The sequence below is a fragment of the Aeromonas sp. QDB23 genome (assembly GCF_027707745.1).
In the GTDB taxonomy this organism is placed as follows: domain Bacteria; phylum Pseudomonadota; class Gammaproteobacteria; order Enterobacterales; family Aeromonadaceae; genus Aeromonas; species Aeromonas allosaccharophila.
This window is the reverse complement of sequence record NZ_JAPCJA010000040.1, coordinates 20,496-46,117: the sequence shown is the minus strand read 5'-3', so window position 1 is coordinate 46,117 and position 25,622 is coordinate 20,496. Positions and strand designations below refer to the sequence as shown.

At 61.4% G+C, this 25,622-nt stretch carries 28 protein-coding genes; 12 read left to right on the top strand and 16 right to left on the bottom strand.

Annotated features, from left to right (window positions below; all coding sequences use genetic code 11):
* Window positions 1-62: 62 nt before the first annotated feature.
* Window positions 63-602 (top strand): gamma carbonic anhydrase family protein, encoded by a 540-nt coding sequence (locus PG888_RS16175; RefSeq protein ID WP_270693827.1) that lies wholly within the window; start codon window positions 63-65, stop codon window positions 600-602.
* A gap of 88 nt (window positions 603-690) precedes the next feature.
* On the opposite strand, the gene polA is transcribed toward PG888_RS16175, so the two are convergent.
* Window positions 691-3,456, bottom strand: a complete 2,766-nt coding sequence (gene polA, locus PG888_RS16170) for a DNA polymerase I (RefSeq protein WP_270693826.1) — start codon at window positions 3,454-3,456, stop codon at window positions 691-693.
* A 400-nt stretch (window positions 3,457-3,856) separates the two neighbouring features.
* On the opposite strand from polA, the gene elbB reads away from it, so the two are divergent.
* Entirely contained in the window at window positions 3,857-4,507 is a 651-nt protein-coding gene (gene elbB, locus PG888_RS16165; RefSeq protein WP_270693825.1) for an isoprenoid biosynthesis glyoxalase ElbB, read from the top strand.
* 72 nt (window positions 4,508-4,579) lie between these two features.
* Here elbB and PG888_RS16160 read toward each other — a convergent pair whose 3' ends face one another.
* The 4 genes from PG888_RS16160 to fieF all read right to left on the bottom strand — a co-directional run bounded on the left by PG888_RS16160 (window position 4,580) and on the right by fieF (window position 8,036).
* Window positions 4,580-4,789 carry a cell division protein ZapB gene (locus PG888_RS16160; RefSeq protein WP_033136398.1) on the bottom strand — a complete coding sequence of 70 codons (210 nt, stop codon included), beginning with the start codon at window positions 4,787-4,789 and terminating at the stop codon, window positions 4,580-4,582.
* Window positions 4,790-5,035: 246 nt separating this feature from the next.
* Window positions 5,036-6,316 carry a hypothetical protein gene (locus tag PG888_RS16155; RefSeq protein WP_234664171.1) on the bottom strand — a complete coding sequence of 427 codons (1,281 nt, stop codon included), beginning with the start codon at window positions 6,314-6,316 and terminating at the stop codon, window positions 5,036-5,038.
* Between the two features lie 20 nt (window positions 6,317-6,336).
* Window positions 6,337-7,116: a serine O-acetyltransferase gene (cysE, locus tag PG888_RS16150; RefSeq protein ID WP_058053260.1), complete on the bottom strand. Its 780-nt coding sequence runs from the start codon at window positions 7,114-7,116 to the stop codon at window positions 6,337-6,339.
* Between the two features lie 8 nt (window positions 7,117-7,124).
* Window positions 7,125-8,036, bottom strand: a complete 912-nt coding sequence (gene fieF / locus PG888_RS16145; RefSeq protein ID WP_042061152.1) for a cation efflux pump FieF — start codon at window positions 8,034-8,036, stop codon at window positions 7,125-7,127.
* A gap of 85 nt (window positions 8,037-8,121) precedes the next feature.
* On the opposite strand from fieF, the gene PG888_RS16140 reads away from it, so the two are divergent.
* From PG888_RS16140 to trmL, 3 genes are all read left to right on the top strand, one after another.
* The gene (locus PG888_RS16140) at window positions 8,122-8,817 is read left to right on the top strand and encodes a response regulator (RefSeq protein ID WP_042061153.1); all 696 of its coding nucleotides are present in this window, start codon (window positions 8,122-8,124) and stop codon (window positions 8,815-8,817) included.
* Window positions 8,799-10,169, top strand: coding sequence for an ATP-binding protein (locus PG888_RS16135; RefSeq protein ID WP_270693824.1), 1,371 nt, complete (start codon window positions 8,799-8,801; stop codon window positions 10,167-10,169). Before PG888_RS16140 ends, PG888_RS16135 begins: the two co-directional genes overlap by 19 nt.
* Before the next feature lie 74 nt (window positions 10,170-10,243).
* Window positions 10,244-10,708, top strand: a complete 465-nt coding sequence (trmL, locus tag PG888_RS16130) for a tRNA (uridine(34)/cytosine(34)/5-carboxymethylaminomethyluridine(34)-2'-O)-methyltransferase TrmL (RefSeq protein WP_042061156.1) — start codon at window positions 10,244-10,246, stop codon at window positions 10,706-10,708.
* 13 nt (window positions 10,709-10,721) lie between these two features.
* Here the strand turns inward: trmL and PG888_RS16125 are convergent, their stop codons facing one another.
* The 3 genes from PG888_RS16125 to PG888_RS16115 form a co-directional block, all read right to left on the bottom strand.
* Window positions 10,722-12,011 carry an MATE family efflux transporter gene (locus PG888_RS16125; RefSeq protein WP_270693829.1) on the bottom strand — a complete coding sequence of 430 codons (1,290 nt, stop codon included), beginning with the start codon at window positions 12,009-12,011 and terminating at the stop codon, window positions 10,722-10,724.
* Between the two features lie 74 nt (window positions 12,012-12,085).
* The gene (locus PG888_RS16120) at window positions 12,086-12,712 is read right to left on the bottom strand and encodes an SCO family protein (protein WP_042657801.1); all 627 of its coding nucleotides are present in this window, start codon (window positions 12,710-12,712) and stop codon (window positions 12,086-12,088) included.
* 208 nt (window positions 12,713-12,920) lie between these two features.
* Window positions 12,921-13,136 carry a hypothetical protein gene (locus PG888_RS16115; protein ID WP_019446524.1) on the bottom strand — a complete coding sequence of 72 codons (216 nt, stop codon included), beginning with the start codon at window positions 13,134-13,136 and terminating at the stop codon, window positions 12,921-12,923.
* Between the two features lie 77 nt (window positions 13,137-13,213).
* Between PG888_RS16115 and PG888_RS16110 the strand changes: the two genes are divergently transcribed.
* Window positions 13,214-13,471, top strand: coding sequence for a hypothetical protein (locus PG888_RS16110; protein WP_270693823.1), 258 nt, complete (start codon window positions 13,214-13,216; stop codon window positions 13,469-13,471).
* Between the two features lie 148 nt (window positions 13,472-13,619).
* On the opposite strand, the gene lexA is transcribed toward PG888_RS16110, so the two are convergent.
* Window positions 13,620-14,243 (bottom strand): transcriptional repressor LexA, encoded by a 624-nt coding sequence (gene lexA / locus PG888_RS16105; RefSeq protein ID WP_270693822.1) that lies wholly within the window; start codon window positions 14,241-14,243, stop codon window positions 13,620-13,622.
* A gap of 204 nt (window positions 14,244-14,447) precedes the next feature.
* Here lexA and plsB point away from each other — a divergent pair, with 204 nt between their 5' ends.
* The gene (gene plsB / locus PG888_RS16100; RefSeq protein WP_270693821.1) at window positions 14,448-16,871 is read left to right on the top strand and encodes a glycerol-3-phosphate 1-O-acyltransferase PlsB; all 2,424 of its coding nucleotides are present in this window, start codon (window positions 14,448-14,450) and stop codon (window positions 16,869-16,871) included.
* A gap of 68 nt (window positions 16,872-16,939) precedes the next feature.
* On the opposite strand, the gene ubiA is transcribed toward plsB, so the two are convergent.
* Both ubiA and PG888_RS16090 read right to left on the bottom strand, forming a co-directional pair.
* Window positions 16,940-17,809 (bottom strand): 4-hydroxybenzoate octaprenyltransferase, encoded by an 870-nt coding sequence (gene ubiA / locus PG888_RS16095; RefSeq protein ID WP_270693819.1) that lies wholly within the window; start codon window positions 17,807-17,809, stop codon window positions 16,940-16,942.
* A complete protein-coding gene (locus PG888_RS16090; protein ID WP_270815850.1) occupies window positions 17,806-18,342 on the bottom strand; it encodes a chorismate--pyruvate lyase family protein in 537 nt (178 codons plus the stop codon). The genes ubiA and PG888_RS16090 overlap by 4 nt, the downstream gene beginning before the upstream one ends.
* 145 nt (window positions 18,343-18,487) lie before the next feature.
* Between PG888_RS16090 and PG888_RS16085 the strand changes: the two genes are divergently transcribed.
* Together PG888_RS16085 and PG888_RS16080 are read left to right on the top strand one after the other, a co-directional pair.
* On the top strand, window positions 18,488-18,928 hold the full coding sequence (locus PG888_RS16085) for a flagellar basal body-associated FliL family protein (protein ID WP_163127949.1): 441 nt from the start codon (window positions 18,488-18,490) through the stop codon (window positions 18,926-18,928).
* 112 nt (window positions 18,929-19,040) lie between these two features.
* Entirely contained in the window at window positions 19,041-19,205 is a 165-nt protein-coding gene (locus PG888_RS16080; RefSeq protein ID WP_098971330.1) for a hypothetical protein, read from the top strand.
* An 18-nt stretch (window positions 19,206-19,223) separates the two neighbouring features.
* Here the strand turns inward: PG888_RS16080 and PG888_RS16075 are convergent, their stop codons facing one another.
* The 4 genes from PG888_RS16075 to PG888_RS16060 form a co-directional block, all read right to left on the bottom strand.
* A complete protein-coding gene (locus tag PG888_RS16075) occupies window positions 19,224-19,556 on the bottom strand; it encodes a DUF2799 domain-containing protein (protein ID WP_042061170.1) in 333 nt (110 codons plus the stop codon).
* Window positions 19,557-19,692: 136 nt separating this feature from the next.
* Entirely contained in the window at window positions 19,693-19,818 is a 126-nt protein-coding gene (locus PG888_RS16070; protein ID WP_265328520.1) for a hypothetical protein, read from the bottom strand.
* A gap of 74 nt (window positions 19,819-19,892) precedes the next feature.
* Window positions 19,893-20,873, bottom strand: coding sequence for an acrylyl-CoA reductase (NADPH) (gene acuI, locus PG888_RS16065; protein ID WP_270693817.1), 981 nt, complete (start codon window positions 20,871-20,873; stop codon window positions 19,893-19,895).
* 32 nt (window positions 20,874-20,905) lie between these two features.
* Complete coding sequence (locus PG888_RS16060) at window positions 20,906-21,928, bottom strand: LacI family DNA-binding transcriptional regulator (RefSeq protein ID WP_042657795.1); 1,023 nt, start codon at window positions 21,926-21,928, stop codon at window positions 20,906-20,908.
* A 251-nt stretch (window positions 21,929-22,179) separates the two neighbouring features.
* Here PG888_RS16060 and PG888_RS16055 point away from each other — a divergent pair, with 251 nt between their 5' ends.
* From PG888_RS16055 to PG888_RS16045, 3 genes are read left to right on the top strand one after another with little or no spacing between them, the layout of a single operon-like run.
* Window positions 22,180-22,623, top strand: coding sequence for a PTS sugar transporter subunit IIA (locus PG888_RS16055; RefSeq protein WP_270693815.1), 444 nt, complete (start codon window positions 22,180-22,182; stop codon window positions 22,621-22,623).
* A 35-nt stretch (window positions 22,624-22,658) separates the two neighbouring features.
* On the top strand, window positions 22,659-22,946 hold the full coding sequence (locus PG888_RS16050; protein WP_058053271.1) for a PTS sugar transporter subunit IIB: 288 nt from the start codon (window positions 22,659-22,661) through the stop codon (window positions 22,944-22,946).
* Between the two features lie 51 nt (window positions 22,947-22,997).
* Entirely contained in the window at window positions 22,998-24,257 is a 1,260-nt protein-coding gene (locus PG888_RS16045; protein ID WP_042061212.1) for a PTS ascorbate transporter subunit IIC, read from the top strand.
* A 99-nt stretch (window positions 24,258-24,356) separates the two neighbouring features.
* Here PG888_RS16045 and waaA read toward each other — a convergent pair whose 3' ends face one another.
* Window positions 24,357-25,622 (bottom strand): lipid IV(A) 3-deoxy-D-manno-octulosonic acid transferase, encoded by a 1,266-nt coding sequence (gene waaA, locus PG888_RS16040; RefSeq protein WP_270693812.1) that lies wholly within the window; start codon window positions 25,620-25,622, stop codon window positions 24,357-24,359.

Here is a 25,622-nt window from a genome sequence, read left to right as displayed (position 1 = left end):
ACAAACTTATCCACAGAAACAGGTTCCGGATTGCTAGAATGGCCGAAAACAAGGAGGCCAAGATGGACTTGCGACTGAGACCCTACAAGGGAAAACGCCCGCAACTGGGCAAACGGGTGTATGTAGACCCCTGCGCGACACTGGTGGGCGATATCGAGCTGGCCGACGATGCCAGCATCTGGCCCATGGTGGCGGCACGGGGGGATGTGAACCATATCCGCATCGGCGCCCGCAGCAATATTCAGGATGGCACTGTGCTGCACCTTACCCGCAAGAGCGCTAGCAACCCTGACGGCTATCCGCTGCTGATCGGTGAAGATGTCACTGTGGGTCACAAGGCGATGTTACACGGCTGCACCATAGGCAACCGGGTGCTGGTCGGCATGGGGACCATCATTCTGGATGGGGTAGTAGTCGAGGATGATGTGATGATCGGCGCAGGTTCGCTGGTGCCACCGGGCAAACGGCTCGAATCGGGCTTTCTATATATAGGTAATCCCGTCAAACAGGCTCGCCCGCTCAAACCCGCCGAGATCGCGTTTCTCAAAACCTCGGCTGACAACTATGTCCTGCTCAAGAATGAGTATCTGCAAGAGACCTGATAGGGCAGGCAGAAACAGGAAGCCCGGCATGATGCCGGGCTTCGCTTCTTATATAGCTATATAGCCGTGCAGAACGGCTGACCGGAAATCAGTGGGCCTGATCCCAGTTATCGCCGGTGCCCGCTTCAACCAGCAGCGGCACATGCAGTTCGGCAGCGGCCGACATCTTCTCCTTGATGATGGCGGTGTACTCCTCCAGCTTCTCTTCGCGGATCTCGAACACCAGTTCATCGTGCACCTGCATCAGCATGCGGATCGACTCACCCTCGATACCGCGGATCCAGCTGTCCACGTTGATCATGGCGCGCTTGATGATATCGGCAGCGGTACCCTGCATCGGGGCGTTGATGGCGGCACGTTCGGCAGCCTTGCGCAGGCCGGCGTTGCGGGACTTGATATCCGGCAGATAGAGGCGACGACCAAACAGGGTCTCGACATACCCCTGGGCTTCCGCCTGCTGGCGGGTGCGCTCCATATACTCCAGCACGCCCGGGTAGCGTTCGAAGTAGAGATCCATGTACTTCTGCGCTTCGGCGCGGCCGATCCCCAGCTGCTTGGCCAGACCAAAGGCACTCATGCCGTAGATAAGGCCGAAGTTGATCGCCTTGGCACTGCGGCGCATGTCGGTGGTGACCGCATCGAGCGCTACGCCGAATACCTCGGCAGCCGTCGCCTTGTGGATGTCCTTGCCCTCGGCAAAGGCGGTCAGCAACCCCTTATCACCGGAAAGATGCGCCATGATGCGCAGCTCGATCTGGGAGTAATCCGCCGCCACCAGCTTGTAACCGGCGCTCGGAATAAAGGCCTGACGGATCCGGCGCCCCTGCTCGTTGCGCACCGGGATGTTCTGCAGGTTGGGATCAGATGATGACAAACGACCCGTGGCCGCCACCGCCTGATGATAGGAGGTGTGTACCCGCCCGGTCTGCGGCTTGATCATCAGCGGCAACTTGTCGGTATAGGTGGACTTGAGCTTGGCCAGCCCGCGATGCTCCATCAGTAGGCGCGGCAGCTCGTAGGTCTCCGCCAACTCGGCCAGCACCTCTTCCGCAGTGGACGGTGCACCCTTCGGAGTCTTTTTGATGATCGGCAGGCCCAGCTTGGTGAAGAGGATCTCCCCCAGCTGCTTGGGCGAGGAGAGGTTGAACTCCTGTCCGGCCAGCTCGTGAGCCTGCTTCTCCAGCTCCGCCAACCGCAGCTCGATCTCCTGACTCTGCTGGTGCAGCAGCTTGGGATCTATAGTGGTGCCGAGCAACTCCATCCGCGCCAGTACCGGCAACAGCGGCAGCTCGATTTCACTAAATACCTTGGCGAGGCCCGGCACGGCTTCCAGCCGCCCCCACAGGGTCTGGTGCAGACGCAGGGTGATATCGGCATCTTCTGCCGCATAGGGAGCGGCCTGCTCCAGCTCGATCTGGTTGAAGGTGAGCTGTTTCACCCCTTTGCCCGCGATATTTTCAAAGGAGGTGGTCTCGACCCCGAGGTAACGCTTGGCCATCGAATCCATATCGTGACGACTGGCAGTGGAGTTGAGCACGTAGGATTCGAGCATGGTGTCGTAGGCGATACCTTGCAGGTCGATGTCGTGGTTGAGCAGCACGTTGCGATCGTACTTGAGGTTCTGCCCCACCTTGAGACGGGTCGGATCTTCCAGCAACGGCTTGAGCTTGCCCAGCACCACGGCTTCAGTCAGCTGCACCGGCGCCCCGAGATAGTCATGGCCAAACGGCACATAGGCGGCCTTGCCCGGTTCGACGGCGAAGGAGACGCCGACGATCCGCGCCTCCATATAGTCGAGACTGGTTGTTTCGGTATCGAAGGCAAACAGCGGTGCCGCTTTCAGCTGTTCCAGCCAGCCGTCAAACTCAGCTTCGTCCAGAATGCAGCGGTAGTCGGTTTCGATGGCGGCAACCGGAGCGGCGCTCTCATCGCCAGCCTCGTCCGGTCCGGCACGCTCGCCGCTCTCTTCACCACCGGACTCCAGCTCCTTAATCAGGTTGCGCAGCTCGTATTCGCGATAGACGGCCAGCAGGGACTCCTTGTCGACCGGCTGGAGCTGCAGTTGCTCCAGACTCTGTTCCAGCTCGACGTCGGTCTTGATGGTCGCCAGTCGATAGGAGAGACGAACCTGCTCTTCCTGCTCGCGGAACTTGTCGGCGAACGCCTTGGAGCCTCGGAAGCCGAGCGCGGCCACCTTGTCGAGGTTGGCGGCAATCTCGTCGATGCTGCCAATCCCCTGCAGCAGGGCCAGTGCGGTCTTCTCGCCAACACCAGTCATGCCGGGAATGTTGTCGACCTTGTCACCCATCAGGGCCAGATAGTCGATGATGAGCTCGGGCGGCACGCCAAACTTCTCGATCACCCCTTCCCGATCGGTCTTCACATCTTTCATAGTGTCGATCAGGGTGACGTGGTCTGAGACCAGCTGCGCCATGTCCTTGTCACCGGTGCTGATCAGCACCGGCAACTGTTTCTCGGTCGCCTGGCGGGCCAGGGTGCCGATCACATCGTCGGCCTCGACCCCTTCCACCATCAGGAAGGGGAAGCCCATCGCCTTGATCATCTGATGGATAGGGGCAACCTGGCTGCGCAGATCGTCCGGCATGCTGGCACGGGTCGCCTTGTACTCGGGATAGATGTCGTCGCGAAAGGTCTTGCCCTTGGCATCAAACACCACGGCCACATGACAGTCAGGATATTGCTTGCGCAGGCTGCGCATCATGTTGGCCATGACACGGACGGCGCCGCTCGGCAAACCGGTCGATGTGCGCAGATCGGCCTGCTGGGAGGCGAAGAAGGCGCGGTAAAGATAAGAGGAGCCGTCGACCAGAATAAGGGGATTGCTAGGGGCCATGAAATCGTCCTGCCAGAGATAAACAGCCGCTAGGATGCCACAGGGCCCCCCTCACACCAAGGGGCGCAGCAACAGCACAAATGCCCTTATAAAGGGACTCAAGCTGTGGATAACTCTGTGTTCAAAAATGGGACGCATCAGAGCGCACAGTGATAAAGCTGTGCATAAGAATATAAAAACCCATTAAAAACAATATATTGAGATCGCAAAAACCGATCGTGAGACAGTTAGAATGATCTCGATCAATGTGGAAAAAGATTTAAGGGAGTAGATACGGCAGGATCCAAAACGAAACAATCCTAGCACAGCAAGATGACTTGACCAGCGGATGGCGAGCGATAACCATACAAAAGTACAACAATCCATCTTGGCTCACATTTTCAACAACGAGGAGTTTGCCATGAAAAAAGTGGCCGTGATTTTGAGTGGCTGCGGTGTCTTTGACGGAGCCGAAATCCACGAGGCCGTCATCAGCCTGCTGGCGCTGGCCCGTCAGGGTGCAACCGTCCAGTGCTTCGCCCCGAACGTGGCGCAGCTCCATGTGATCAACCACCTGACCGGTGAAGTGAGCGAGGGAGAGAGCCGCAACGTGCTGGTCGAAGCGGCCCGCATCTGCCGTGGCCAGATCAAGGATGTGGCCGAGCTGGATGCGGCCGATTACGACGCGCTGCTGGTGCCCGGCGGCTTTGGCGCGGCCAAGAACCTGTGCGACTTCGCCATCCGGGGCGCCGAGTGCCAGATCCAGCCCGATGTGCTGAAAGCGTGCCAGAGCTTTGCCAAGACCAACAAACCGGCCGCCTATATCTGCATCGCACCCGCCATGATCCCACTGATCTACGGTGCCGGGACGCTGGCGACCATCGGCCATGACGAGGGTACCGCCAACGCCATCGAGGCGATGGGCGGCAGCCATCTCAACTGCCCGGTCAACGAGTTCGTGGTGGATCAGGAGCGCAAGGTGATCTCCACCCCCGCCTACATGCTGGCCAACAATATTGTCGAGGCGGCAGACGGTATCGAGAAGACGGTCAAACAGTTGCTGGCGCTGTAATTCCCACCCCGCCAAAAACAGACGGGCCGCTCATGGAGCGGCCCGTTTTCAATTCTGCCTGAAGGCGATGAATTAGATGGTTTCGCCCATCTGATCCATTTTACCCAGCAGGGCACGCAGACGCTCCTGCCATGCAACGTGCTCGTTGCGCAGCTGATGGTTCTCGTCTTGCAGCTTGCTGTTCTGCTCTTTCAGCTCGTCCAGCTCCATCTTCAGCAGGGAGATGTTGTCGACGGCGGATTGTACTTTGGATTCGAGTTGCTCAAGGACTTCTAGTGACATATGCATACCTGTTTGTTCAATTGCGATGCCCCACAGAGGGCGATTCAAGCGCGTGAAGCCAGCATACCCCGAGCGCATCGGCACAAACAAGCCAGTGCGCTGTAAAATGCGCCTTCCATAGATGTATTGTCTAAATATGCGTCTATTTTTCTCGCATCCTGCGCCCGAGCCGCGACAACACACTGAACCGAGCGTAAAAGGCCCCGCCACCGGCGCATCATTGACGCCATCCTGATGACACCGACCTTATCCATGCAAGGCGATATAAGCCCCCAGCAACAGACAGGCGACGACATACATCAGCAGGCCGTAGAGCAGGTTCCAGCGCAGGATCAACCCGGCACTGAGGTTGTAGCGGGAGGCCAGCGCCAGATTGGATCCGGAGAGCGGACTGGTGCCGGTGGCAAGCCCCCATCCCAGCAGGAAACACATGCCGAGCAGGCTGGGATCCGGCGCCAGCGGCCAGAGCAACGGCGCCAGCCCGGAGATGCTGATGAGCGGATGCACCCCGACGATGGCCACCAGCAGGATCAGCAACAGAGTGAGGGATGCCTCAAGCCAGCCAAAGTGGTTGAACAGCGGCAGGCCGTGACCGGCGCCGAGATCGATGACCGACAGCGCACTGTTGATGCCGGCGGCCAGCAAACCGGCCCCCAGAAACAGCACCAGCTGACCACCGATGGCGGGGAAGCGCTCCACCACCTGCCGCTTGAGGGCCGCCTTACGCCCGACCCTCGGCATAAAGAGCAGCGCCAGCAGCGGGGCCACCAGCGCGATCACCGCCAGAATGCCAAGCTGGGGCCAGATCTGCTTGATGAGCAGTACCAGCAGCGCCAGCGTGACCGGCAACCCCAGCGTCTGCAGCCGCAGCGGATAACCGGCAAAGTCGGCCACTCCGATCCGCTCCACCTGCCAGGCAGTCAGCCCCATCGCCAGCAAGGCGGCTAGGATCCCGAACGGCAGAATATGGGAGAGCTGCAAACCCGGCGCATAGGTCAGTGCTACCGCCATGGCGACAAAGAAGGGTGACCAGAAGGCGGCGGCACAGAAGATCCGGCTAAGCACCATCACCTGACGCCGCTCCAGGGTGCCGTTGCGCTCCAGCCGATCGCCGATGATGAACAGCACCGAGAGGTTGATGACAGCCCCCAGCAGATTGAGGCTGGCCATGGTGCTCCACAGCCCCTTGCGCCCGGTCCAGGAGGTGGTGCCGGTCAGCAGACCGGAGGTGGCGAGGTTGAGGGTGCTCACCGCGGCAAACATGGTGAGCATATTGATGTTGGGCAGCAGCCAGTCACCGGCGCTGAGGGTCGCGCCCCGCCACCAGGAAAAGATCAGCAGCAACAGAGCAGCGCCATAGAGAGCCAGTGCCTGCCGCTTGGCGGCCCCCACCAGCCAGGGCCAGGTGAGCAGTGACGCCCCCCAGGCCGCAATGGCCGCTGGCCAGGGGGAGAGTCCCAGATAGAGATGCAGCAGGTTGAGCAGCCACATCCCCAGTATCAGATAACCCGACCAGCGTTTGGCCATCGACGCCTCCGGTCAGGAGATCAGAGACACTGATCCATATCCAGTGAAGGCTTGTCGCACTCCGGACGACCGACGATCTTGGCGGGTACGCCAGCGACCGTGGTGTGCGGTGGCACCGGATTGATCACCACGCTGCCTGCGCCAATTTTGGCGCCCATGCCCACTTCGATATTGCCGAGCACCTTGGCGCCCGCCCCTATCATCACCCCTTCGCGGATCTTGGGATGGCGATCGCCGCTCTCCTTGCCGGTACCGCCGAGGGTCACGCTCTGCAGGATCGAGACATCGTCTTCAATCACCGCCGTCTCGCCGACCACGATGCCAGTGGCGTGGTCAAACATGATCCCCTTGCCGATACGGGCGGCCGGGTGCACATCCACCCCGAACACCACCGAGATCTGGTTTTGCAGATAGAGCGCCAGCGAGCGGCGACCCTGACGCCACAGCCAGTTGGCGACCCGATACCCCTGCAGGGCATGGAACCCCTTGAGGTAGAGCAACGGGGTGGAGAAGAGATCGACCGCCGGATCCCGCTCCTGCACGGCGCAGATGTCGGCCGCCACCACCGCCAGCAGCTCGGGCTCGCTGCGCAGCGCCAGCTCGATCACTTCGCGCAGGGCGATGGCGGGCATAGTGGCGCTGTCGAGCTTGTTGGCCAGCTGGAAGCTGAGGGCCGATCGCAGATTCTTGTGATTGAGAATGGTGGAGTGGAAGAAGCTGGCCAGCATCGGCTCCTGGGCCGCCATGCACTCCGCTTCTTGCTGAATTTTGTGCCAGGTTTTGGCAACCAGTTCATCCATGTTGCAGCCTACTGTTGTTCTGGGTGAGGGCTCTGTTGTTCTTTTGTCAGCACCGAGATGGGGTCCATGTGGATGATGACATCCATCCGCTCGAATGCCTGGCGTACCGCCAGTTCGGCTTCATCGGCGATCTGATGGGCCTTGACCAGGGGGATCTGATCATCCAGTTCCAGATGCAACTGTACGAATCGGGTCGGCCCGGATTGACGGGTGCGCAGGTCATGTACGCCGTGTACACCTTCTACGGCACAGCAGAGCGCCATTATTCTCGCTTGTTCTTCGGCTGGCAACTGACGATCGAGCAGGGCCTGCACCGACTCGTAGCCGATGTGTCCCGCCCCCCACAACAGGAACAGCCCGATCAGGATGGCAAACAGGCCGTCTGCCCAGTACCACCCCTGCCCCGCCAGCACCAGCGCCAGCAAGACACCGGCATTGAGCAGCAGATCGGAACGGTAGTGCAGCATGTCGGCCTTGATGGCGACGCTGTTGGTCTTGCGAATGACCAAGCTCTGGAAGCTGACCAGCAGCAGGGTCAGCACGATGGAACCACCGCTGACCCAGAGACCCGCCTCCAGCCGCTCGATGGGCGCCTGCTTGAGCAGCGACGAGATACCGTGCATCACCAGCAGCAGCGCGGAACCGGAGATAAAGGCTGACTGAATGAGGCCCGCCAGTGACTCCGCCTTGCCATGACCGAACCGGTGTTCGTCATCGGCGGGGGCCAGCGCATAGCGAATGGCCAGCAGGTTGATGATGGAGGCACTCACATCCATGAAGGAGTCGGTGAGCGATGCCAGCAGGGTCGACGAGTCGGTCATCAGCCAGGCGATCAGTTTGCCGATGATCAGCAGGGTGGCAGTGGTGACCGCCGCCATGCTGGCAAAGGTGACCCAACGGGAATATTGTTGATGGCTCAAAACCGGCTTTCCTCTGGCGATGAAAAACTTATTATACCCTGACCCCGGCGTCAGTTTGGCGCGAAAATCTGCGGAATAACACCAGATGAACAGAATACTCCTGGTCGACGACGATCTTGAATTGACCCAACTGCTCACCGAAATTCTGACCCTGGAGGGATTTCAGGTCACGGTCGCCGAGGATGGTGAAGAGGGGCTGCAACGATTGGCGGAGCAGAGCTTCGATCTGGTACTGCTGGATGTGATGATGCCCAGGCTCAACGGCTTTGCCATGCTGACCAAGCTGCGCAAAACCCACGACACCCCGGTACTGATGCTGACCGCCCGCGGTGACAGCCAGGATCGGGTCAACGGTCTGGAGGCCGGCGCCGACGACTATCTGGCCAAGCCGTTCGATGATCGGGAGCTGCTCGCCCGCGTGCGCGCCATCCTGCGCCGCACCCAGAGCGCCCCGCCCCAGCGCGGCAACTCCTCCGACGAAGTGCACTTCATGGATATCGTGCTGCAACCCGGCCTGCAGCAGGCCCGCTGCGGCGAACAGCTGCTGGAGCTGACCGCCACCGAATTCGGCCTGCTGGAGTGCCTGCTGCGCAATCCCGGTCAGATCGTCAGCAAGAGTCATCTCTCCGAGCAGGTGCTGGGCAAGAAGCTGGAACCCTTCGATCGGGCCATCGACATGCACCTGAGCAACCTGCGCAAAAAGCTGCCGGATCGCACCGATGGCCAGCCCCGCTTCAAAACCGTACGGGGGCGCGGTTACCTGTGGCTAGAGCAAGAATAGAGCGCATCAGCTCCCTCAACGGGATCTCGACCCACATCTTCCTCTGGTTCTGGCTCATGTTGCTGGTGATCCTCGCCGCCGTGATCAGCCTGCCGACTCTGGATCCCCGCAACCAGATCCCGCTGCCGACCCACGAGGTGGCGCGGATGCAGAATAATGTTCAGGCCCTGCTCAATGCCGCCGATCCGGATCAGGATTTCGATCTGGCCAAAGCGATGGACAATATCGCCATGCTGCCGGTGGATAACGTCTATCTGCGCGATGAGCGGGGACAGATCCAGTCGACCACCCATCCGCGCAAGTTCGTGGTGCGCTTCATGGTGGATGCCGACGACCCGGCCAACCCCATGCTGGGCAACGAGGATCGCAAGGCGATCGCCGGCCCCTTCCTGATGGAGCACCACGGCCATCGCTACCACGTCTATTTCGGCCTCAATGCCGAGAACCCCTACCTGTTCCTGTTCATTCAGGTGCTGGATCACCCGATCCGCATTCTGGGCATCTCGATGCTGGTCAGCACCCCGCTCTGCCTGCTGCTCGCCTGGCGGCTGACCCGTCCCATCCTGCAACTGCAGAAGTCGGTCTCCCAACTGGCGGCCGGCAATCTGGAGGTGCAGATCCCCAATCTGGGACGGGGCGACGAGATCGGCCAGCTGGCGGATAACGTCAGCCGCATGGTGGAGACGCTCAAGAGCATGATCCAGAAGCAGAAACAGCTGCTTTCCGATATCTCCCACGAGCTGCGCAGTCCCCTCACCCGGATGCAGTTGGCGCAGGCGCTGATCCGCCGCAAACAGGGTGACAGCGCCGAGCTGGCGCGGATCGAATCGGAAATCGGACGGCTGGACAAGCTGATCGGCGATCTGCTGGACCTGTCGCGGGTACAGCAGCATGTGGAGGCGCCGGTGGTACATCCGCTGGCCGAGTTGCTGGAGCCCATCCTCGAAGATGCGATGTTCGAAGCGAACCAGAGCGGCAAGCAGCTCAGGTTGCCACCGCTGCCTGCCGAGTCGATCCAGATGTGGCCCGAGCTGCTGGCCAGAGCGGTGGAGAACCCTCTGCGCAATGCCCTCAAGTATGCTCGCGAGTTCATCAAGGTGGACTGGTATCGGGAGGGGTTGGAGTGGGTGATGACCATTCGGGATGACGGCCCCGGGGTGCCTGACGAGCAGCAAGCATTGCTGTTCCAGCCCTTCTTCCGGGTCGATGATGCCCGCAATGCCAAGACCGGCGGCACCGGACTGGGGCTGGCCATCGCCTCGGAGGCGATCCAGCGTCACGGCGGCACCATTGCGGCCAGCAACAATCACCCGACCGGGCTGACCATCACCATCCGCTTGCCCATCGCCTGATCCTTTTCATCCGGACGGGCGCTGGGTATGCTGGCGCCCCTTCTTGGCTTTACATCTCTTTGCAGGAACTCGTCATGCTCGATATCGTCCTCTACCAGCCGGAAATTCCGCCCAACACCGGCAATATCATCCGGCTCTGCGCCAATACCGGTTACCGGCTCCATCTGATCGAGCCGCTGGGATTTGAGTGGGATGACAAGCGGGTAAAGCGGGCGGGACTCGACTATCACGAGTTTGCCGAGGTGAAGCGCTGGCCAAGCTATGAGGCGTTTCTGACCGCCGTGGCACCCAAGCGGGTGTTCGCCTGCACCACCAAGGGCCGCACCGCGCACTCGACAGCCCAGTATGCCCTTGGCGACGCCCTGCTGTTTGGCCCGGAGAGTCGTGGCCTGCCCAGCGAGATCATCGAGAGCCTGCCATTCGAGCAGCGGCTGCGCATTCCGATGGTGCCCCAGAGCCGCAGCATGAACCTCTCCAACGCGGTATCGGTGTTCGTCTACGAGAGCTGGCGCCAGCTCGGTTACGACGGCGCCATGTAAGCGCCACCGATGATCAGTGGCGGGCGTCGAGCAGATGCCCGCTGCGCTCCAGCCGCCAGCAAGTGACCCCCAGCGACAGACCACGCCCCACCATCAGCGCTGCCATCGCCGCCCATAACGCGGCCACGCCCCATGACTGACAGAGCCACCAGATCGGGAAGAAGCCGCCAAACGCGGCCAGCAACATGCTGTTGCGCATCTCCCGCGCCCGGGTCGCCCCGATGAATACCCCGTCCAGCAGGAAACACCAGACCGCCAGCAACGGCATGGCGATCAGCCAGGGAAGCTGACGATGTGCCTCCGCCACCACTGCCGGGATATCGGTGATCTGCCCCACCAGCCAACTGCCCAGCAGGGCAAACCCAAAGGTAAATGCGGTCGCAATCAGGGCGGCCCAACCCAGATTGAGCACGATGGCCTCCCGCAGTTTTTGCCGATCCCGCAAACCGATGGCTCGCCCCACCATGGCCTCCACCGCATAAGCAAAGCCATCAAGCCCGTAGGAGATCAGCATCAGGAAGTTGAGCAGCACCGCATTGGCGGCCACTGCCACATCCCCCAACCGCGCCCCTTGCAGGGTCATAAAGGCGAAGCAGAGCTGCAAACAGAGGGAGCGCAGGAAGATATCGCGGTTGAGGCCGAGCAACCGCACCATGGGGGCAAGTTGCCGCCAGCGCTGCCAGCCATCCTGCCACACCGTCGGTGCCAGTTGCCGCAACTGACGGCGCACCAGCCAGATGCCAGCGGCCAGCGCGCAGTAGTCCGCCATGACCGACGCCGCCGCCACACCCCGCACCTGCCAGCCGAGCCCCAGCACAAACAGGGCGTCGAGCGCCATGTTGACCAGATTGGTGAGGATCAGCATCACCATGGGGCTGCGGGCATCCTGCATCCCCAGCAGCCAGCCCATGATCACCAGATTGCAGAGCGCCGCCGGGGCGCTCCAGATCCGCAGCGCCACGTATTGGCCCGCATAGAGCTGCACCTCGGCCGAGCCGCCACTCAGGGCGATCAATCGTGGCAACAGGGGGAAGAGCAACAACAGCAGCGCCAGGCCGAGGGCAATGGCCAGCCCCAGCGCCCGCAGCAGGGTATCGAGCTGGGCACGACCGTCGGCGGCGCCGTGCGCCTGCGCCGTCAGCCCGGTGGTCGACATCCGCAAAAAGCCGAGTAACCAGAAGATGAGGTTGATCAGGGTTGCACCGACCGAGACGCCCCCCAGAAACCAGGCCTGACCGAGATGACCGATCACCCAGGTGTCCACCAGCCCCAGCAAGGGGGTGGTGATATTGGAAAAAACCATGGGCAGGGCGAGCGCAAACACTGCGCGGTGGCGAGAGGGATCTCGCCACCAGGGGGCAACAGCTGGGGTCACGCTCAGTGGCCTGTCAGCTTCAGAATGCGGGAGAAGTCAGAGAGCATGGTGGCCATCTGCACCCGTGGCACCTGACCCGGCGCCACTTGTGGGCGGAATACCGCCTGCAGCTTGCCCGTGGGGTTAATGAGCACGATGGAGGCGGAGTGATCGATCAGGTAATCCTTCTCCCCCTGATTGGCGATGGAGTAGATCAGCCCCAGATTGCGCACGAACGGGAACAGCTTGTCGTGGGGGGCGGTGGCCGCCTTGAACTCGGGATTGAAGAAGGCGGTATAGGTCTTGAGGCGGGGAATGTCGTCACGCTGGGGATCTGCCGAGATAAACACCACCTGACTGTCGGGCGCCATCTTCTTCAGCTGATCATAAACGGATCGCATATCTGCCAGGGTGGTGGGGCAGATATCGGGGCAGAAGGTGTAACCGACGAACAGGAAGGTCCAATGCCCCTTCAGGTTGGCAGGGGTGAACGGCTGGTTGTCCGCATCGGTAAAGGCAAAATCGTTGATGTCCCGCCCCGCCGGATAGTAGTCGGCCTGCTGTGGCTGCTCTGGCTGCGTGGCGCAGAACGCAAGGATCAGACAGGCTGTCAGCAGCAGAAAGAGCAGGGGATAGCGGAGCTTCATCATAACAAGAGACCCTTTCAGTTCGAGGCAGATGGCCAGCAGTGACCGGACAAGAGGGGGCATTGTACCCCAGCGAGCCACCAAGGGGGGTCAACCTTGTGCAACACCCTGTCAGGAGTCGACCATTTGGCACAATTGATCGCCAGTTGCGGCCATAAAAAAACCGGCACTTCGGGTGCCGGTTGTGGGTGCATTTGTTTGTCTCTTCTGCTCAGGGGCGAGCGTTGCGCCCCTGCTGCAACATCTTGCCGATGGCCCGCACGCCGATGGGAATAACGGGGGCCAGCCAGCCCTCTTCCCCTTGGCGATCGCCGTGACCCCGCTTGAACAGCAGCACCAGACGCACCACCTTCTCTTTCGGGCATCCCAGCCAGAGCGTCCAGTGCGACCCACGATGGTGCAACCAGAGACCGTAGAACCAGGTCATCCGGCTACCTTTGACAAAACGGGTGATTGACGATTCCGCTGGCGCAGCCGCAGCCTCTGAATCCCATGGCGATCTTGATGCCATACCAGTCCTCCTTGACCGACAGGTCATGTTGCTTCGTCGGCCTGAACTGGCGTCAGGCCCGTCACGACTCTCTGCAACCACTACGAATGGTCCCCTTTGCCCGACAAGGCTCGGGATCTCCCCACTCCCCCTTCATATCCCGTGAAGGTGTACTGCCCGATTCTCGTTATTGCCGCCCCTCCCGTCACGGCGCATTGCGGTTGCCAGAGGGAGGCGCCAAGCCCTGTCTCGGCGACAGGGCACTGATCTGAGCATATATCTGAAATGGATGATTGGTAACCGATCGCACGGGACAAAATGCTGCCGCCGATGATCTGTTTGATATGACAGGGAAAGTGCGCCAGAAACAGCACGGCCTCCCGAAGGAGGCCGTGTGGCAAACGCAGTTGGCGGAGATAATTACATCCAGTCGGCGTTGCGGATCACCCCGACGGCCAGTCCCTCGATGGTGAGCTGCTGGCAGGAGAGATCCACCTCGATGGGGGAGAGCTCTTCATTTTCCGGCAGCAGCCATACCTGACTGCCCTTGCGCTGGAAGCGCTTGACGGTGACATCCTCATCGAGGCGGGCGACCACCACCTGACCGTTGCGCACCTCCTGGGTCTTGTGCACCGCCAGCAGATCGCCATCCAGAATGCCGATGTTCTTCATGCTCATCCCCTGCACCCGCAGCAGAAAATCAGCGCGCGGATGGAACAGGGCGGGATCCACCTGATAGTGGCTCTCGATATGCTCCTGCGCCAGGATGGGTTCACCGGCGGCCACCTTGCCGATCAGCGGCAGGCCACTCTCTTCCAGCACCTCTTCCGCTTCGAGCAACAGGCGAATGCCGCGGGACGTGCCCGGCATGATCTCGATGACCCCTTTTTTGGCCAGGGCCTTCAGATGTTCTTCGGCCGCATTGGCCGACTTGAAACCAAGCTTCTGGGCAATCTCGGCACGAGTCGGCGGCATGCCGGTCTCGCTCATGTTCACCTTGATCAGCTCCAGCACTTCGGCCTGGCGGGGGGTAAGGGGTTTCATAGCATTGGCACCTGTCTTTTTATACAGCACACTGGCAGTATATACAGTGCAGTGGCCAAGGCAAGGCGCAGCTGACATTTGTCGCAACCAACCCCTCATTTACTGCTGTTTTGATCCTGCGCAGCCGACTCATCGTACCTCTCGGCGACAAGGGGCTGCCGATTTGCTATGCTCACGCCGCATTTTTTTGGAGAGCAGACGCACATGTCCCTAGGACAGAAGATTTCCAGAGCCATCTTGCAATGGCCGGTCAGCGGCTTGGTCAATCACAAGAGCCTGCCGGAAAATCCCATCACAGAACTCAATCTGGATCCGGCCAGACCCATCGTCTATGCCCTGAAAACCAGTTCGATCACCGACCTGATGACCCTGCAGCAGTGCTGCGAGGATCTCGGTCTGCCCGGCCCCTTCACGCCGCTGGAACTTAACGGCCAGCTGCTGCCGCGCTATGTCTGTCTGGATCGTCCGCCTCCCCTGTTTGGCAAACGCAGCAAGCCGCTCCCCTTCCTGCAGGAGTTCCACCAGCTGCTGGATCTGCACAAGCAGGATCCCGAACTGGATATCCAGGTGGTGCCCGTCACCCTGTTCTGGGGCCGCGCTCCGGGTCGGGAAGGGGAGGAGGCCTCCGGCCTCAACATCATCAGCAGCCTGGCGCCAAACCGGCTGAAGAAGGCGCTTATCGTGATCCTCAAGGGTCGCGAGAATCTGGTGCGCTTCTCGCCGCCGCTCTCCCTGCGCCATATGGCCGACAAGCACGGCACCGACGAGGCGATCGCCCACAAGCTGGCGCGAGTGGCCCGTACCCACTTCAGCCGCCAGCAGCTGGCCGCCACCGGCCCGAAACTGCCGAACCGCAATCTGCTGTTCAAGCAATTGCTCGACTCCGCGGTGATCCAGCAGGCGATTGAAGAGGAGGCCCAGCGCGAGGGCATCAGCCTCGAGAAGGCGCAAAAGCGCGCCCATGGCTACATGGACGAGATCGCCTCCAACTTCTCCTACCGGCTGATCCGCCTGGGCGAGAGCTTCCTCGGCTGGCTGTGGAACAAGCTCTATCGCGGTTTGTCGGTCAATGGCGCCGAGAAGGTACGCCAGCTGGCGCAGGAGGGGCACGAGATCGTCTACGTCCCCTGCCATCGCAGCCACATGGACTACCTGCTGCTCTCCTACGTCATCTACCACCAGGGGATGGTGCCGCCCCATATCGCGGCAGGCATCAACCTCAACTTCTGGCCAGCTGGCCCGATCTTCCGCCACGGTGGCGCCTTCTTCATTCGCCGTACCTTCAAGGGCAACCCGCTCTACAGCACGGTGTTCCGTGAATACCTCAACCTGCTGTTTGCCAAGGGTTACTCGGTGGAGTTCTTCACCGAAGGCGGCCGCTCCCGTACCGGCCGTCTGCTGCCACCCAAGACCGGCATGCTGGCGATGACTCTGCAGGCCATGATGCGCGGACTGGATCGTCCGGTCACTCTGGTACCGGTCTATCTGGGCTACGAGCACGTGATGGAGGTGAACACCTACCACAACGAGCTCAAGGGCAGCCGCAAGGAGAAGGAGAGCTTCCTGCAGGTGCTCGGCATCCTGCGCAAGCTGCGCAACTACGGCCGTGGTTTCGTCAACTTCGGCGAACCGCTGACCCTCAACAACTACCTGAGCGAACATATTCCGGACTGGAAGAAGCACATCGGGGAAGAGGAGCGTCCGGAGTGGATGGCGGGCACCGTCAACGATCTGGCCGAACTGCTGATGACCCGCATCAACGATGCGGCCGCGGTCAACGGCCTGACCCTGAGCGCGCTGGCGCTGCTGGCCGCCGAGCGCCACGCCCTGACCCGCGACGAGTTGCAGGCCCAGCTCAACACCTATCTGGATCTGCTCAAGGCGGTGCCTTACAGCCCACAGAGCACCATTCCGGATGAGGATGCCAAGACCCTGCTGGATCAGGCGATGGAGCTCAACAAGTTCGAGGTGAGCGAGGACAAGCTGGGGCAGATCATCAGCCTGGACCGCTATCAGGCGATCCTGCTGACCTACTACCGCAACAACATCCTCCACCTGTTTGCCATGCCCTCGCTGGTGGCGGCCTTGATCGAACAGTGCGAGGGGATCTCCCGCAGCGAGATCATGGCCCGCTGCATCGACATCTATCCGCTGCTCAAGACCGAGCTGTTCCTGCGCTATGAAGAGGAAGAGCTGCCAGCGCTGGTCGACAGCCTGCTCGACGCCCTGCAGACCCAGCAGTTGATCGAGACCCGCGATGGCGGCTACTGGGTCAATCCGGCCAACCAGATGCGACTGCTGCTGCTGGCGGAGAGCATTCAGGAGACCCTGCAACGCTACGCCATCGTGCTGACCCGGGTGCTGGCACAGCCTCATATCGAGGCGGAGCAGCTGGAGGCGGACGGCCTGATGATGGCAGAGCGCCTCGGCACCCTGCACGGCATCAACGCCCCCGAGTTCTTCGACCAGAAGCTGTTCAGCACCCTGATCCACACCTTGCGCAAGGAGGGTTACCTCTCCCCCGAGTGCAAACCGGATCTCGGCCGCTTCCAGGCGCTGGCCGACAACATAGTGCCGCTGTTGAGCAACAAGATCCGCCGTACCATTCAGGCGGGCAACCAGCTCTAATCTGCAACGCAAACAAAGAAGGCCGCATCATGCGGCCTTCTTTTTTATCAGGATTTGTGCGGGATAAGTCACGCCAGCAGGTAGTCGAGCACCAGACCGGCAAACACCAGCGCCCCCACATAGTTGTTGTTGAGAAACGCCTGGAAGCAGGCTTCCCGCTGCCGCTCGCGAATGAGCCGCTGCTGATAGACAAACAGCACCGCCGCCCCCAGCAATCCCCAGTAATACCAGCCACCAAGCGCCATCAGATGCCCCACCGCCAGCAACAGCAGCAGTGCCGAGAGTTGCAGTGCGCCGATGATCCGCTTGTCATAACGGCCAAACAGGATGGCGCTGGATTTGAGGCCGAGCTTGAGGTCGTCATCCCGATCCACCATGGCGTACTGGGTATCGTAAGCCACGGTCCACAGCAGGTTGGCGAAGAAGAGCAGCCAGGCCACCAGCGGCAGGGCATCCGCCTGCGCCGCATAGGCCATCGGGATCGACCAGGAGAAGGCCATCCCGAGCACCAGCTGGGGGTTGGAGATAAAGCGTTTCATGAAGGGGTAGCTCACTGCCAGCAGCAGGCCGACAAACGACAGGCCGATGGTGAGCGGATTCATGGTCAGCACCAGACCAAACGAGATAAGCGCCAACACGAAGAAGAGCGCCAGCACCTCCCATGGTTTGACTCTGCCCGTGGGCAAGGGCCGACCAGCGGTGCGTTTGACGTGGCCATCGAAGTTGCGATCCGCATAGTCGTTGATCACGCACCCGGCCGAGCGCATCAGAAAGACCCCGACCACAAATACGGTCAGCACCCAGAGATTGGGCAGGCCACCGGCGGCCAGCCAGAGCGCCCACAGGGTCGGCCACAGCAACAGCAGGGAACCGATGGGCTTGTCGATGCGGGCCAACTGCATGTACGCCAGTCCCCGCTCCTTGGTTAACAGATTCACTCCAGCTCCTTGTCACAGACGAGAGAGGGCAGAAACAGCTCGTGCACCAGCAGTGGCCACTGCCCCAGAAACAGACGGGAACGACGCCCCCAGACAGTGGCGGCCGGGCACCGGGGATTGGCGGCGATATCGAAACGGGCCAGTTGCAGATGATCGCGGCGGGCAGGCTCATGGCCAAATACCCGCTCACCCAGCGGCTGCTCGCCAAGCTCGGCAATGCCGCTCCCTTGCAGCGCGCCATCGGCAAACAGGGTCCAGCCCAGCACGGCGGGCCCCTGATCCCCATGCAGGATCACCTCGCGGCAGGTACCGGCCGGCGAGGCCGAATCCACCAGCCACTGCTCATCGGCAGTGAGGGCGACCGGGTGATTGCCCAGCCACTCCACCGAAAAGTGGCGATTGTGCTGGCGCAGGCGTCGGGTCATGGAGCCGGTCTCCAGCAGCCAGGGGCGCAAGCTGGCGGGCAACTCGCAACATTCGGGGGCCAGCCACCCGCTTAACGGCGTGAGGGGAACAGTCAACTCGGACTTCACAGCTTCACCATCCAGAGATTTCCGTGTTCAGGTTAAAATCCGGTTTATTATCCGTAAATCAATAGCGAAATGTAAGAACATCCGTGCTTGACGGCCCCGATGGCAACATCAAAAATGGGTTATCTCTTGCTGATGAGCCATCTATATGAAGATCTTCAAAATTCTGCTGGTGTTGTTACTGAGCTGTAGTGTGCTGCATGTACAGGCCTCATCCGAAGAAGAGCCGCCCGCAGAGGGAGAAGAAGCGGCCGCGGCCGCCAAGCCGGGCTTCTCCTACCACGCGCTCGATCCCGACATCATCACCAACTATCTGAGCGATGGCAAAACCCTCGGCTATATCCGGGTCACGGTGGAGCTGATGGCGGAGAACGAGGCCGATCTCAAGCTGCTGGAGCAGCATGACCCGCTGATCCGCGATACCATCATCCGCCTGATGGGCAGCAAGAGCGCCGAGCAGATTAAATCCCTGGTCAGCCGCGAAGAGTTGCGCAAGGAGTGCGAGACCAAGGTCAACGAACTGCTGGTGAAAGAGACCGGCAAGAAAGCGGTGCGCGAGCTCATCTTCACCAAGTTCCTCTACCAGTAATCCCTCCCGAAACAATCGCTTATTGGCATATCGGCCAATAAGCGAGCTTTGCCGGTTTATTCGAAATGAAAATCGATTACAATACGGCCGTCGAGTCGTAGAGGTAGTCGTTATGGGCAGCAAAACCCTGTGTGAATGGCGCCGTCACGAGATCCCTACCGATCTCAAGGCGTTGCGCAAGATAGTCCGCAAACCCAAGTTTGTCTGCGGCAAGTGCGCCCGCAGCGCCAATGACAAGGGTTACCTCTGCCAGCCACTGCGCTTGAAAGAGGAGTAGCCCCTTCCTGTCAGGGCATTATTGATCGGTCCAGCCCTGACGCCCCTGCTCGAACAGCCTGCGCGCTTGGATATCATTCGGGCAAACTCCGCGATACTCCTCGCCGGAACGGCCAGCCAGATAGAGATGCTCGGGACGGCAATACCATGCCAACCCCTTCTGGCGCCCCTGCTCCCACAGTTCGGTATCCACCTTTTTGCCGCACTGGCCCTGATGGAACTCGACCCGCTCGGCGGTGAAGCCCAGCTTGCCATCCGCCTCCCCGACCTCGCTCCACACCTTCTCGCAGGGGTCATCGTTGGAGACACAGCCACCCAGCAGGGCAGCCAACAATATGATGGTGAGTCGCATAGTCATCCTTGAGTGTCATTTGGGCAGTTCATTCTACCCAGCGGCCCGGCCCTGACCAAGGGCCAACACTCAGCCGTGTGAGCGCGGCAAAAAAATCAGGCGGGCTCAAAGCCCGCCTGTTCATTCATGCTGTGGTTCACTGGTCATCGAAAGGGTCATCATCCTGCCAGCTTTCATCTTCCCATTGATCCAGCTCTTCTTCCCAGGATTCCGGATCCCACTCGTCATCAGAGGAGTCGTAATCCGGCTTGTGTCCACCCATCTTCACTCTCCTTGGATAGTTCACCCGCACTCCAATTTTATCCGGAATTGTCAGGCTCGCCAGTCAGAGAGCGTTCAAAGTTTAACCAGCGTGCGACCGGCGATCTGGCCCAGCGTGATGGCCTCGGCGGCCGCCACTACCTGCTCCAGCCCGATCTCGGTAACCGCCTGTTCGAAGAAGCTGGCGGGCAGATCCCGCGCCAGCCGCTGCCACGCCAGTTGACGACGTGCAAATGGGCACATCACCGAATCGACCCCCTGCAGTCGCACATTGCGCAGGATGAAGGGCATCACGCTGGTCGGCAGATCGAAGCCGCCCGCCAGCCCGCAGGCCGCCACGGCGCCGCCATAGTTCATCTGGGCCAGCAGCTTGGCCAGCACCTGACTGCCAACGGTGTCGATGGCACCGGCCCACAGCTGCTTCTCCAGCGGCTTGGCGGGCACCAGCAGTTCGCTGCGCGGCACGATACGGCTGGCGCCCAGCGCAGTCAGCATCGCGCCCTGCTCTTCGGGGCGACCGGTCAGCGCCGCCACCTGATAGCCAAGGGCTGCCAGCAGGGCAACCGAGGTGGAGCCCACGCCCCCTGCCGCGCCGGTGACCAGCACCTCGCCACTTTCGGGAGTAATACCCGCCTCTTCCAGCGCCAGCACGCAGAGCATGGCGGTGAGACCGGCGGTACCGATGCACATGGCCTGGCGCTCATCCAGCCCGGCGGGCAACGGCACCAGCCAGTCCCCCTTGACCCGCGCCTGTTCGGCCATGCCGCCCCAGTGCCCTTCGCCGACACCCCAACCGGTCAGCACCACCTTGTCACCGGGCTGATAGCGGCTGTCGGCAGATTCGAGCACGGTACCGGCAAAGTCGATGCCGGGCACCAGCGGCCACTGACGCACGATCTTGCCCTTGCCGGTGATGGCCAGCCCATCCTTGTAGTTGATCGAGCTGTAGGCGACCGCCACCCGCACTTCACCTTCCGGCAACTGGCTCTCGGTCAGTCGGGTCAGGGTTGGAACAGTCTTGCCGTCTTGGTTTTCCAGTAACAGAGCCTTGAACATGGTTGCCTCTTTGATGACGTGTGAAACGGGGATCAGCTGCTTTGGCGCTTTTGCAGTTGAAAATCGAGGGCCAGCGCGGTGCCCATCACGGGCTCCCCGGCCAGTTGGCGCAGGATCAGCTCGGCGGCCTCCTGCCCCATTTTGCGATAGGGGATCCTGACCGAAGTAAGGGTCGGATAACAGGCGCGCGCCACATCCAGATCGTCAAATCCGGCGATGGCGAGTTTGCCCGGCACATTCAAATGGCGACGCTGGCACTCGAACAGCACCCCGGCCGCCAGTTCGTCATTGACGCAGATCAGCGCGTCCAGCTCGGGCCAGCGCAGCAGAAATTCTCCCAGCATGGTGGCACCGGTGCTGAAGCTGGGCCGCTCCGAGGTGTTGATGATGGCATCGGGGGAGAGGTAGTTGTCGAGCAACGCCTTCTGCCAGCCCTGCATCCGCTGTTGCAGCATCCACTGCTCCTGACGGGCGCAGAGAAAACCGATGTTGCGGTAGCCCCGCTCGATAAGGTGGCGAGTCAGCTGATAACCGGCATCGAAGTTGGAGACTCCCACATTCATGTCGATGGGGCTGCGCGCCATGGCGCCCACTTCCACCACCGGCAGACGGGAGGCTTTCAGGCGGGTACGGATCGTCTCGCCGGGATCGCCACCAAACAGCACCACCGCCGCCGGATTGTGCTGCAGGAAGCTGGTCAGCAGGCGCTCTTCCTGCTGCTTCAGATGCTGGGCATCCCCCAGCATGATCTGGTAACCCTCGTCGAGCAGGGTCTGTTGCAGGCCAGCAATCATCTCGCCACAGCCCGCTTCCGCCAGACTGGGGACGATCACCACTATGGTCTGGGAGGTAGCAGAGGCCAGCGCCCCGGCGGCCCGGTTGGGGATGTAGCCGAGCTCTTCCACCGCGGCGTCGATGCGTTCGCGCATCTTGTCGGAGACCATCTCCGGCGTGCGCAGGGCACGGGAGACCGTCATGGCCCCCACGCCAGCCAACTGAGCCACATCGTTGAGGGTCACCCGACCCGTGCTACGGCGCTTCTTTGCTTCTGACATCCATCCCATCCTCGACTTGCGGCTGCCCACTTTAAGGCAAAAGTGCGGCACTGACTATTTGCTCAGGGTCGATTCTACCCTCTTTCCCGGATCACGGGGGCAAGATGACTCCCGTTAATGGATGAAGTGATAGCGCTATCACAGTTTCATGTTAGCGCTATCTGATAGCGCTAACTTTCGCGATCAGCCTCACAGTTTCACCACCGCAAGATCGATAGATTGGCGCCATCTTAACTAGCCGGATCACCACCATGCTGACTCAACTGCTGACCGAGGATGTCATCCGCATCGAACCCGCCGCCCGCGACTGGCGCCACGCCATCGCGCTGGCCACGGCGCCCCTGCTGGCCAATGGCACCATCGAGCCCTCCTACGTGGCGGCGCTGTTCCGCTCTCATGAAGAGCTCGGCCCCTACTACGTGCTGGGCCCCGGTCTGGCGATGCCGCACGCTCGCCCCGAGGACGGCGTCAACCGGCTGGGTCTGGGGCTGACCGTCATCAAGCAGGGGGTCAACTTCGACTCCGAGGGCAACGACCCAGTCCAGCTACTGGTGACACTGGCGGCCAGCGACAGCAACTCCCACGTGGAGACCATCGCCCAGCTGGCCGAGCTGTTTATGAATGAAGAGGACGTGGCGGCCATCATCGCGGCCAACACCAAAGACGACATCCTGCGCATTCTGGCGCGCTACTGATCTGCGCCACGGCGCACCTGACAGAGGAAGAGACAATGAAAATTCTGGTTGTATGCGGTCACGGTCTGGGCACCAGCCTGATGATGGAGATGAGCATCAAGAGCATCCTGAAAGAGCTGGCGGTCACCGCCGACGTGGATCACCGCGATCTGGCCTCTGCCGGTAGCGAAACCGCCGAGATCTTTATCGCCACCCGCGACATCGCCGAGCAACTGCAATCCATGGGCGTCAATGGCCGACTGGTGAGCCTCGCCAACATGGTCGACAAGGTCGCGATGAAAGAGCAGCTCTCCACCGCCCTGCGCGAACTGGGCGCCCTCTAAGAATCCTCCATGCGGCCTGCGGGCCGCATCTTCCATTGCCAGGAGCTGACCATGGAATTTTTCAATTTTCTGATGTTTGACGTGCTGTCCGAGCCCGCCGTGCTGGTCGGCCTGATCGCGCTTATCGGCCTGATTGCCCAGAAGAAACCGGTGACCGAGTGCATCAAGGGCACGGTCAAGACCATCATGGGTTTCGTCATTTTGGGGGCCGGTGCCACCCTGGTGATCAACTCGCTGGGTGACTTCGCCGTCATCTTCCAGCACGCCTTCGGCATCAAGGGCGTTGTGCCCAACAACGAAGCCATCGTCTCCATCGCCCAAACCTCGTTTGGCAAGGAGATGGCGATGATCATGTTCTTCGCCATGCTGGTGAATATCCTGATCGCCCGCCTCACCCCGTGGAAATTCATCTTCCTGACCGGTCACCACACCCTGTTCATGTCGATGATGGTGGCCGTAATCCTCTCTGCCGGTGGCATGAGCGGCGTGCCACTGATCGCGGTGGGCAGTCTGGTCGTCGGTGTTGCCATGGTCTTCTTCCCGGCCATCGCCCACCCCTTCATGAAGCAGATCACCGGCTCTGATGACGTGGCGCTGGGCCACTTCTCCACCTGCTCCTACGTGCTTTCTGCCCTGATCGGTGCCAAGTTCGGCAACAAGGCTCACAGCTGTGAGGATGTACAGGTACCCAAGAGCCTGCTGTTCCTGCGCGACACGCCGGTGGCCATCTCCTTCACCATGGGCATCATCTTCCTGGTGACTGCCGCCTTCGCCGGCCCCGAGTTTGTCACCAGCGTCGCCAAGGGCAAGCACTGGTTCATGTTCTCCCTGATGCAATCCATCACCTTCGCGGCAGGCGTCTACGTCATCCTGCAGGGTGTGCGGATGGTCATCGCCGAGATCGTACCGGCCTTCAAGGGGATCTCCGACAAGCTGGTGCCGAACGCCAAACCGGCGCTCGACTGCCCCATCGTCTTCCCCTACGCCCCCAACGCTGTGCTGATCGGCTTCCTGTCGAGCTTTGCCGCCGGTCTGGTGGGGATGGCACTGCTCTACGTGATGGGGCTGACCGTCATCATCCCGGGCGTGGTACCGCACTTCTTCGTCGGCGCCGCTGCCGGGGTATTCGGTAACGCCACCGGTGGCCGTCGCGGTGCCATTCTGGGCTCTTTCGCCAACGGCCTGCTGCTGCTCACCATTTTGCCGGTGTTCCTACTGCCGGTACTGGGCGACCTCGGCTTTGCCAACACCACCTTCAGCGACTCCGACTTCGGCGTGCTGGGCATCCTGCTGGGGCTGATCGTTCGCTAATCCCGGTCATCGCCAACAACAAAACGGAGCGCATCGCGCTCCGTTTTTTTTATGGTCGGCCATCGATGATGGATGGCGGGCTGTATGAAAGGCTGAAACTCAGTCGTTTTCCAGCGCAGCCAGGCTGTGAGATAGGGTGCGGGCCAGCGCCCCCTGATTGCGCAGCACCACGGCGCGGGCCTGCTCGCCCATCTCGCGGCGGGCGCTCCCGTCGGCAAACAGCTGGCTCACCCGCTCGCTCAGCTCGGCGGCATCGGCCACGATGGCAGCGCCCCCCTGAGCCACCAGCTGGCGGGTGATATCGCTGAAGTTGAAGTAGGCGGGGCCGGTCAGGCAGGGCTTGCCGAGCGCCGCCGGTTCCAGCAGGTTGTGACCACCGATCTTCACCAGACTGCCACCAACGAAAGCCACATCGGCCGCCGCCAGCATCAGCGGCAGCTCGCCCATGGTATCGCCGAGATAGACCTTATCCTCCGCACTCACCGCTGCGCCATCAGTGCGCCGCACACAGCCGTAAGGGGCGCACAGCTCGGCCACCCGATCGAACCGCTCGGGGTGGCGCGGCACCAGAATGAGCAGCGCAGCGGGATGGCGTTTGAGCAGCAGATCGAAGGCGGCCAGCACCTGCTCGTCCTCACCCTGATGGGTGCTGGCGGCGATCCAGACCGGACGCTCGGCGCCCAACTGCTGACGCAAGGCACGCCCCTTGGCCTGCACCTCGTCACCAAACTGGATGTCGAACTTGATGGAGCCGGTCACCGCCAGCCGCTCGCGGCCGATGCCGAGACGGGCGAAGCGGTCGGCGTCGTCCTGATGCTGACAGAGCAGATGGGTCAACGGCCGGCTCAGGGCGTCGAAGGCGCCGTGGAAGCGGGCGTAACGCTGGCAGGATCGCTCGGAGAGGCGGGCGTTGATGATGGTCACCGGCAGGTGGTGCGCCTCGCAGGCGGCCAGCCAGTTCGGCCACAACTCGGTCTCCATCACCCAGAGCGCGCGCGGCTTGAAGGTGTCGAGAAAGGCCGCCACGGCCCAGGGGTAGTCGAGCGGCGCGTAGCGATGCATCACCAGCTCCCCCAGCTTGGCGGCCTGCTCGGCGCCGGTGCGGGTGGTGGTGGTGAGCAGGATCGGCAGATCGGGCCGCTCCGCCTTGAGGGCGCGAATGAGCGGCGTGATGGCCAGCGTCTCCCCCACGCTCACCGCATGAATCCACAGCGGTGCATCCTGTCCGGTGGCGGGCAGTCGTCCGAGATGCTCGGCCCAGCGTTCGCCAAAGCCGGGCTTGCCCTTCTTCGGCTTGTAGAGGGCCAGCAGCGCCAACGGCAATCCCAGATGGATCAGCAGGTTGTAGAGCAGACGGTAGGGCAT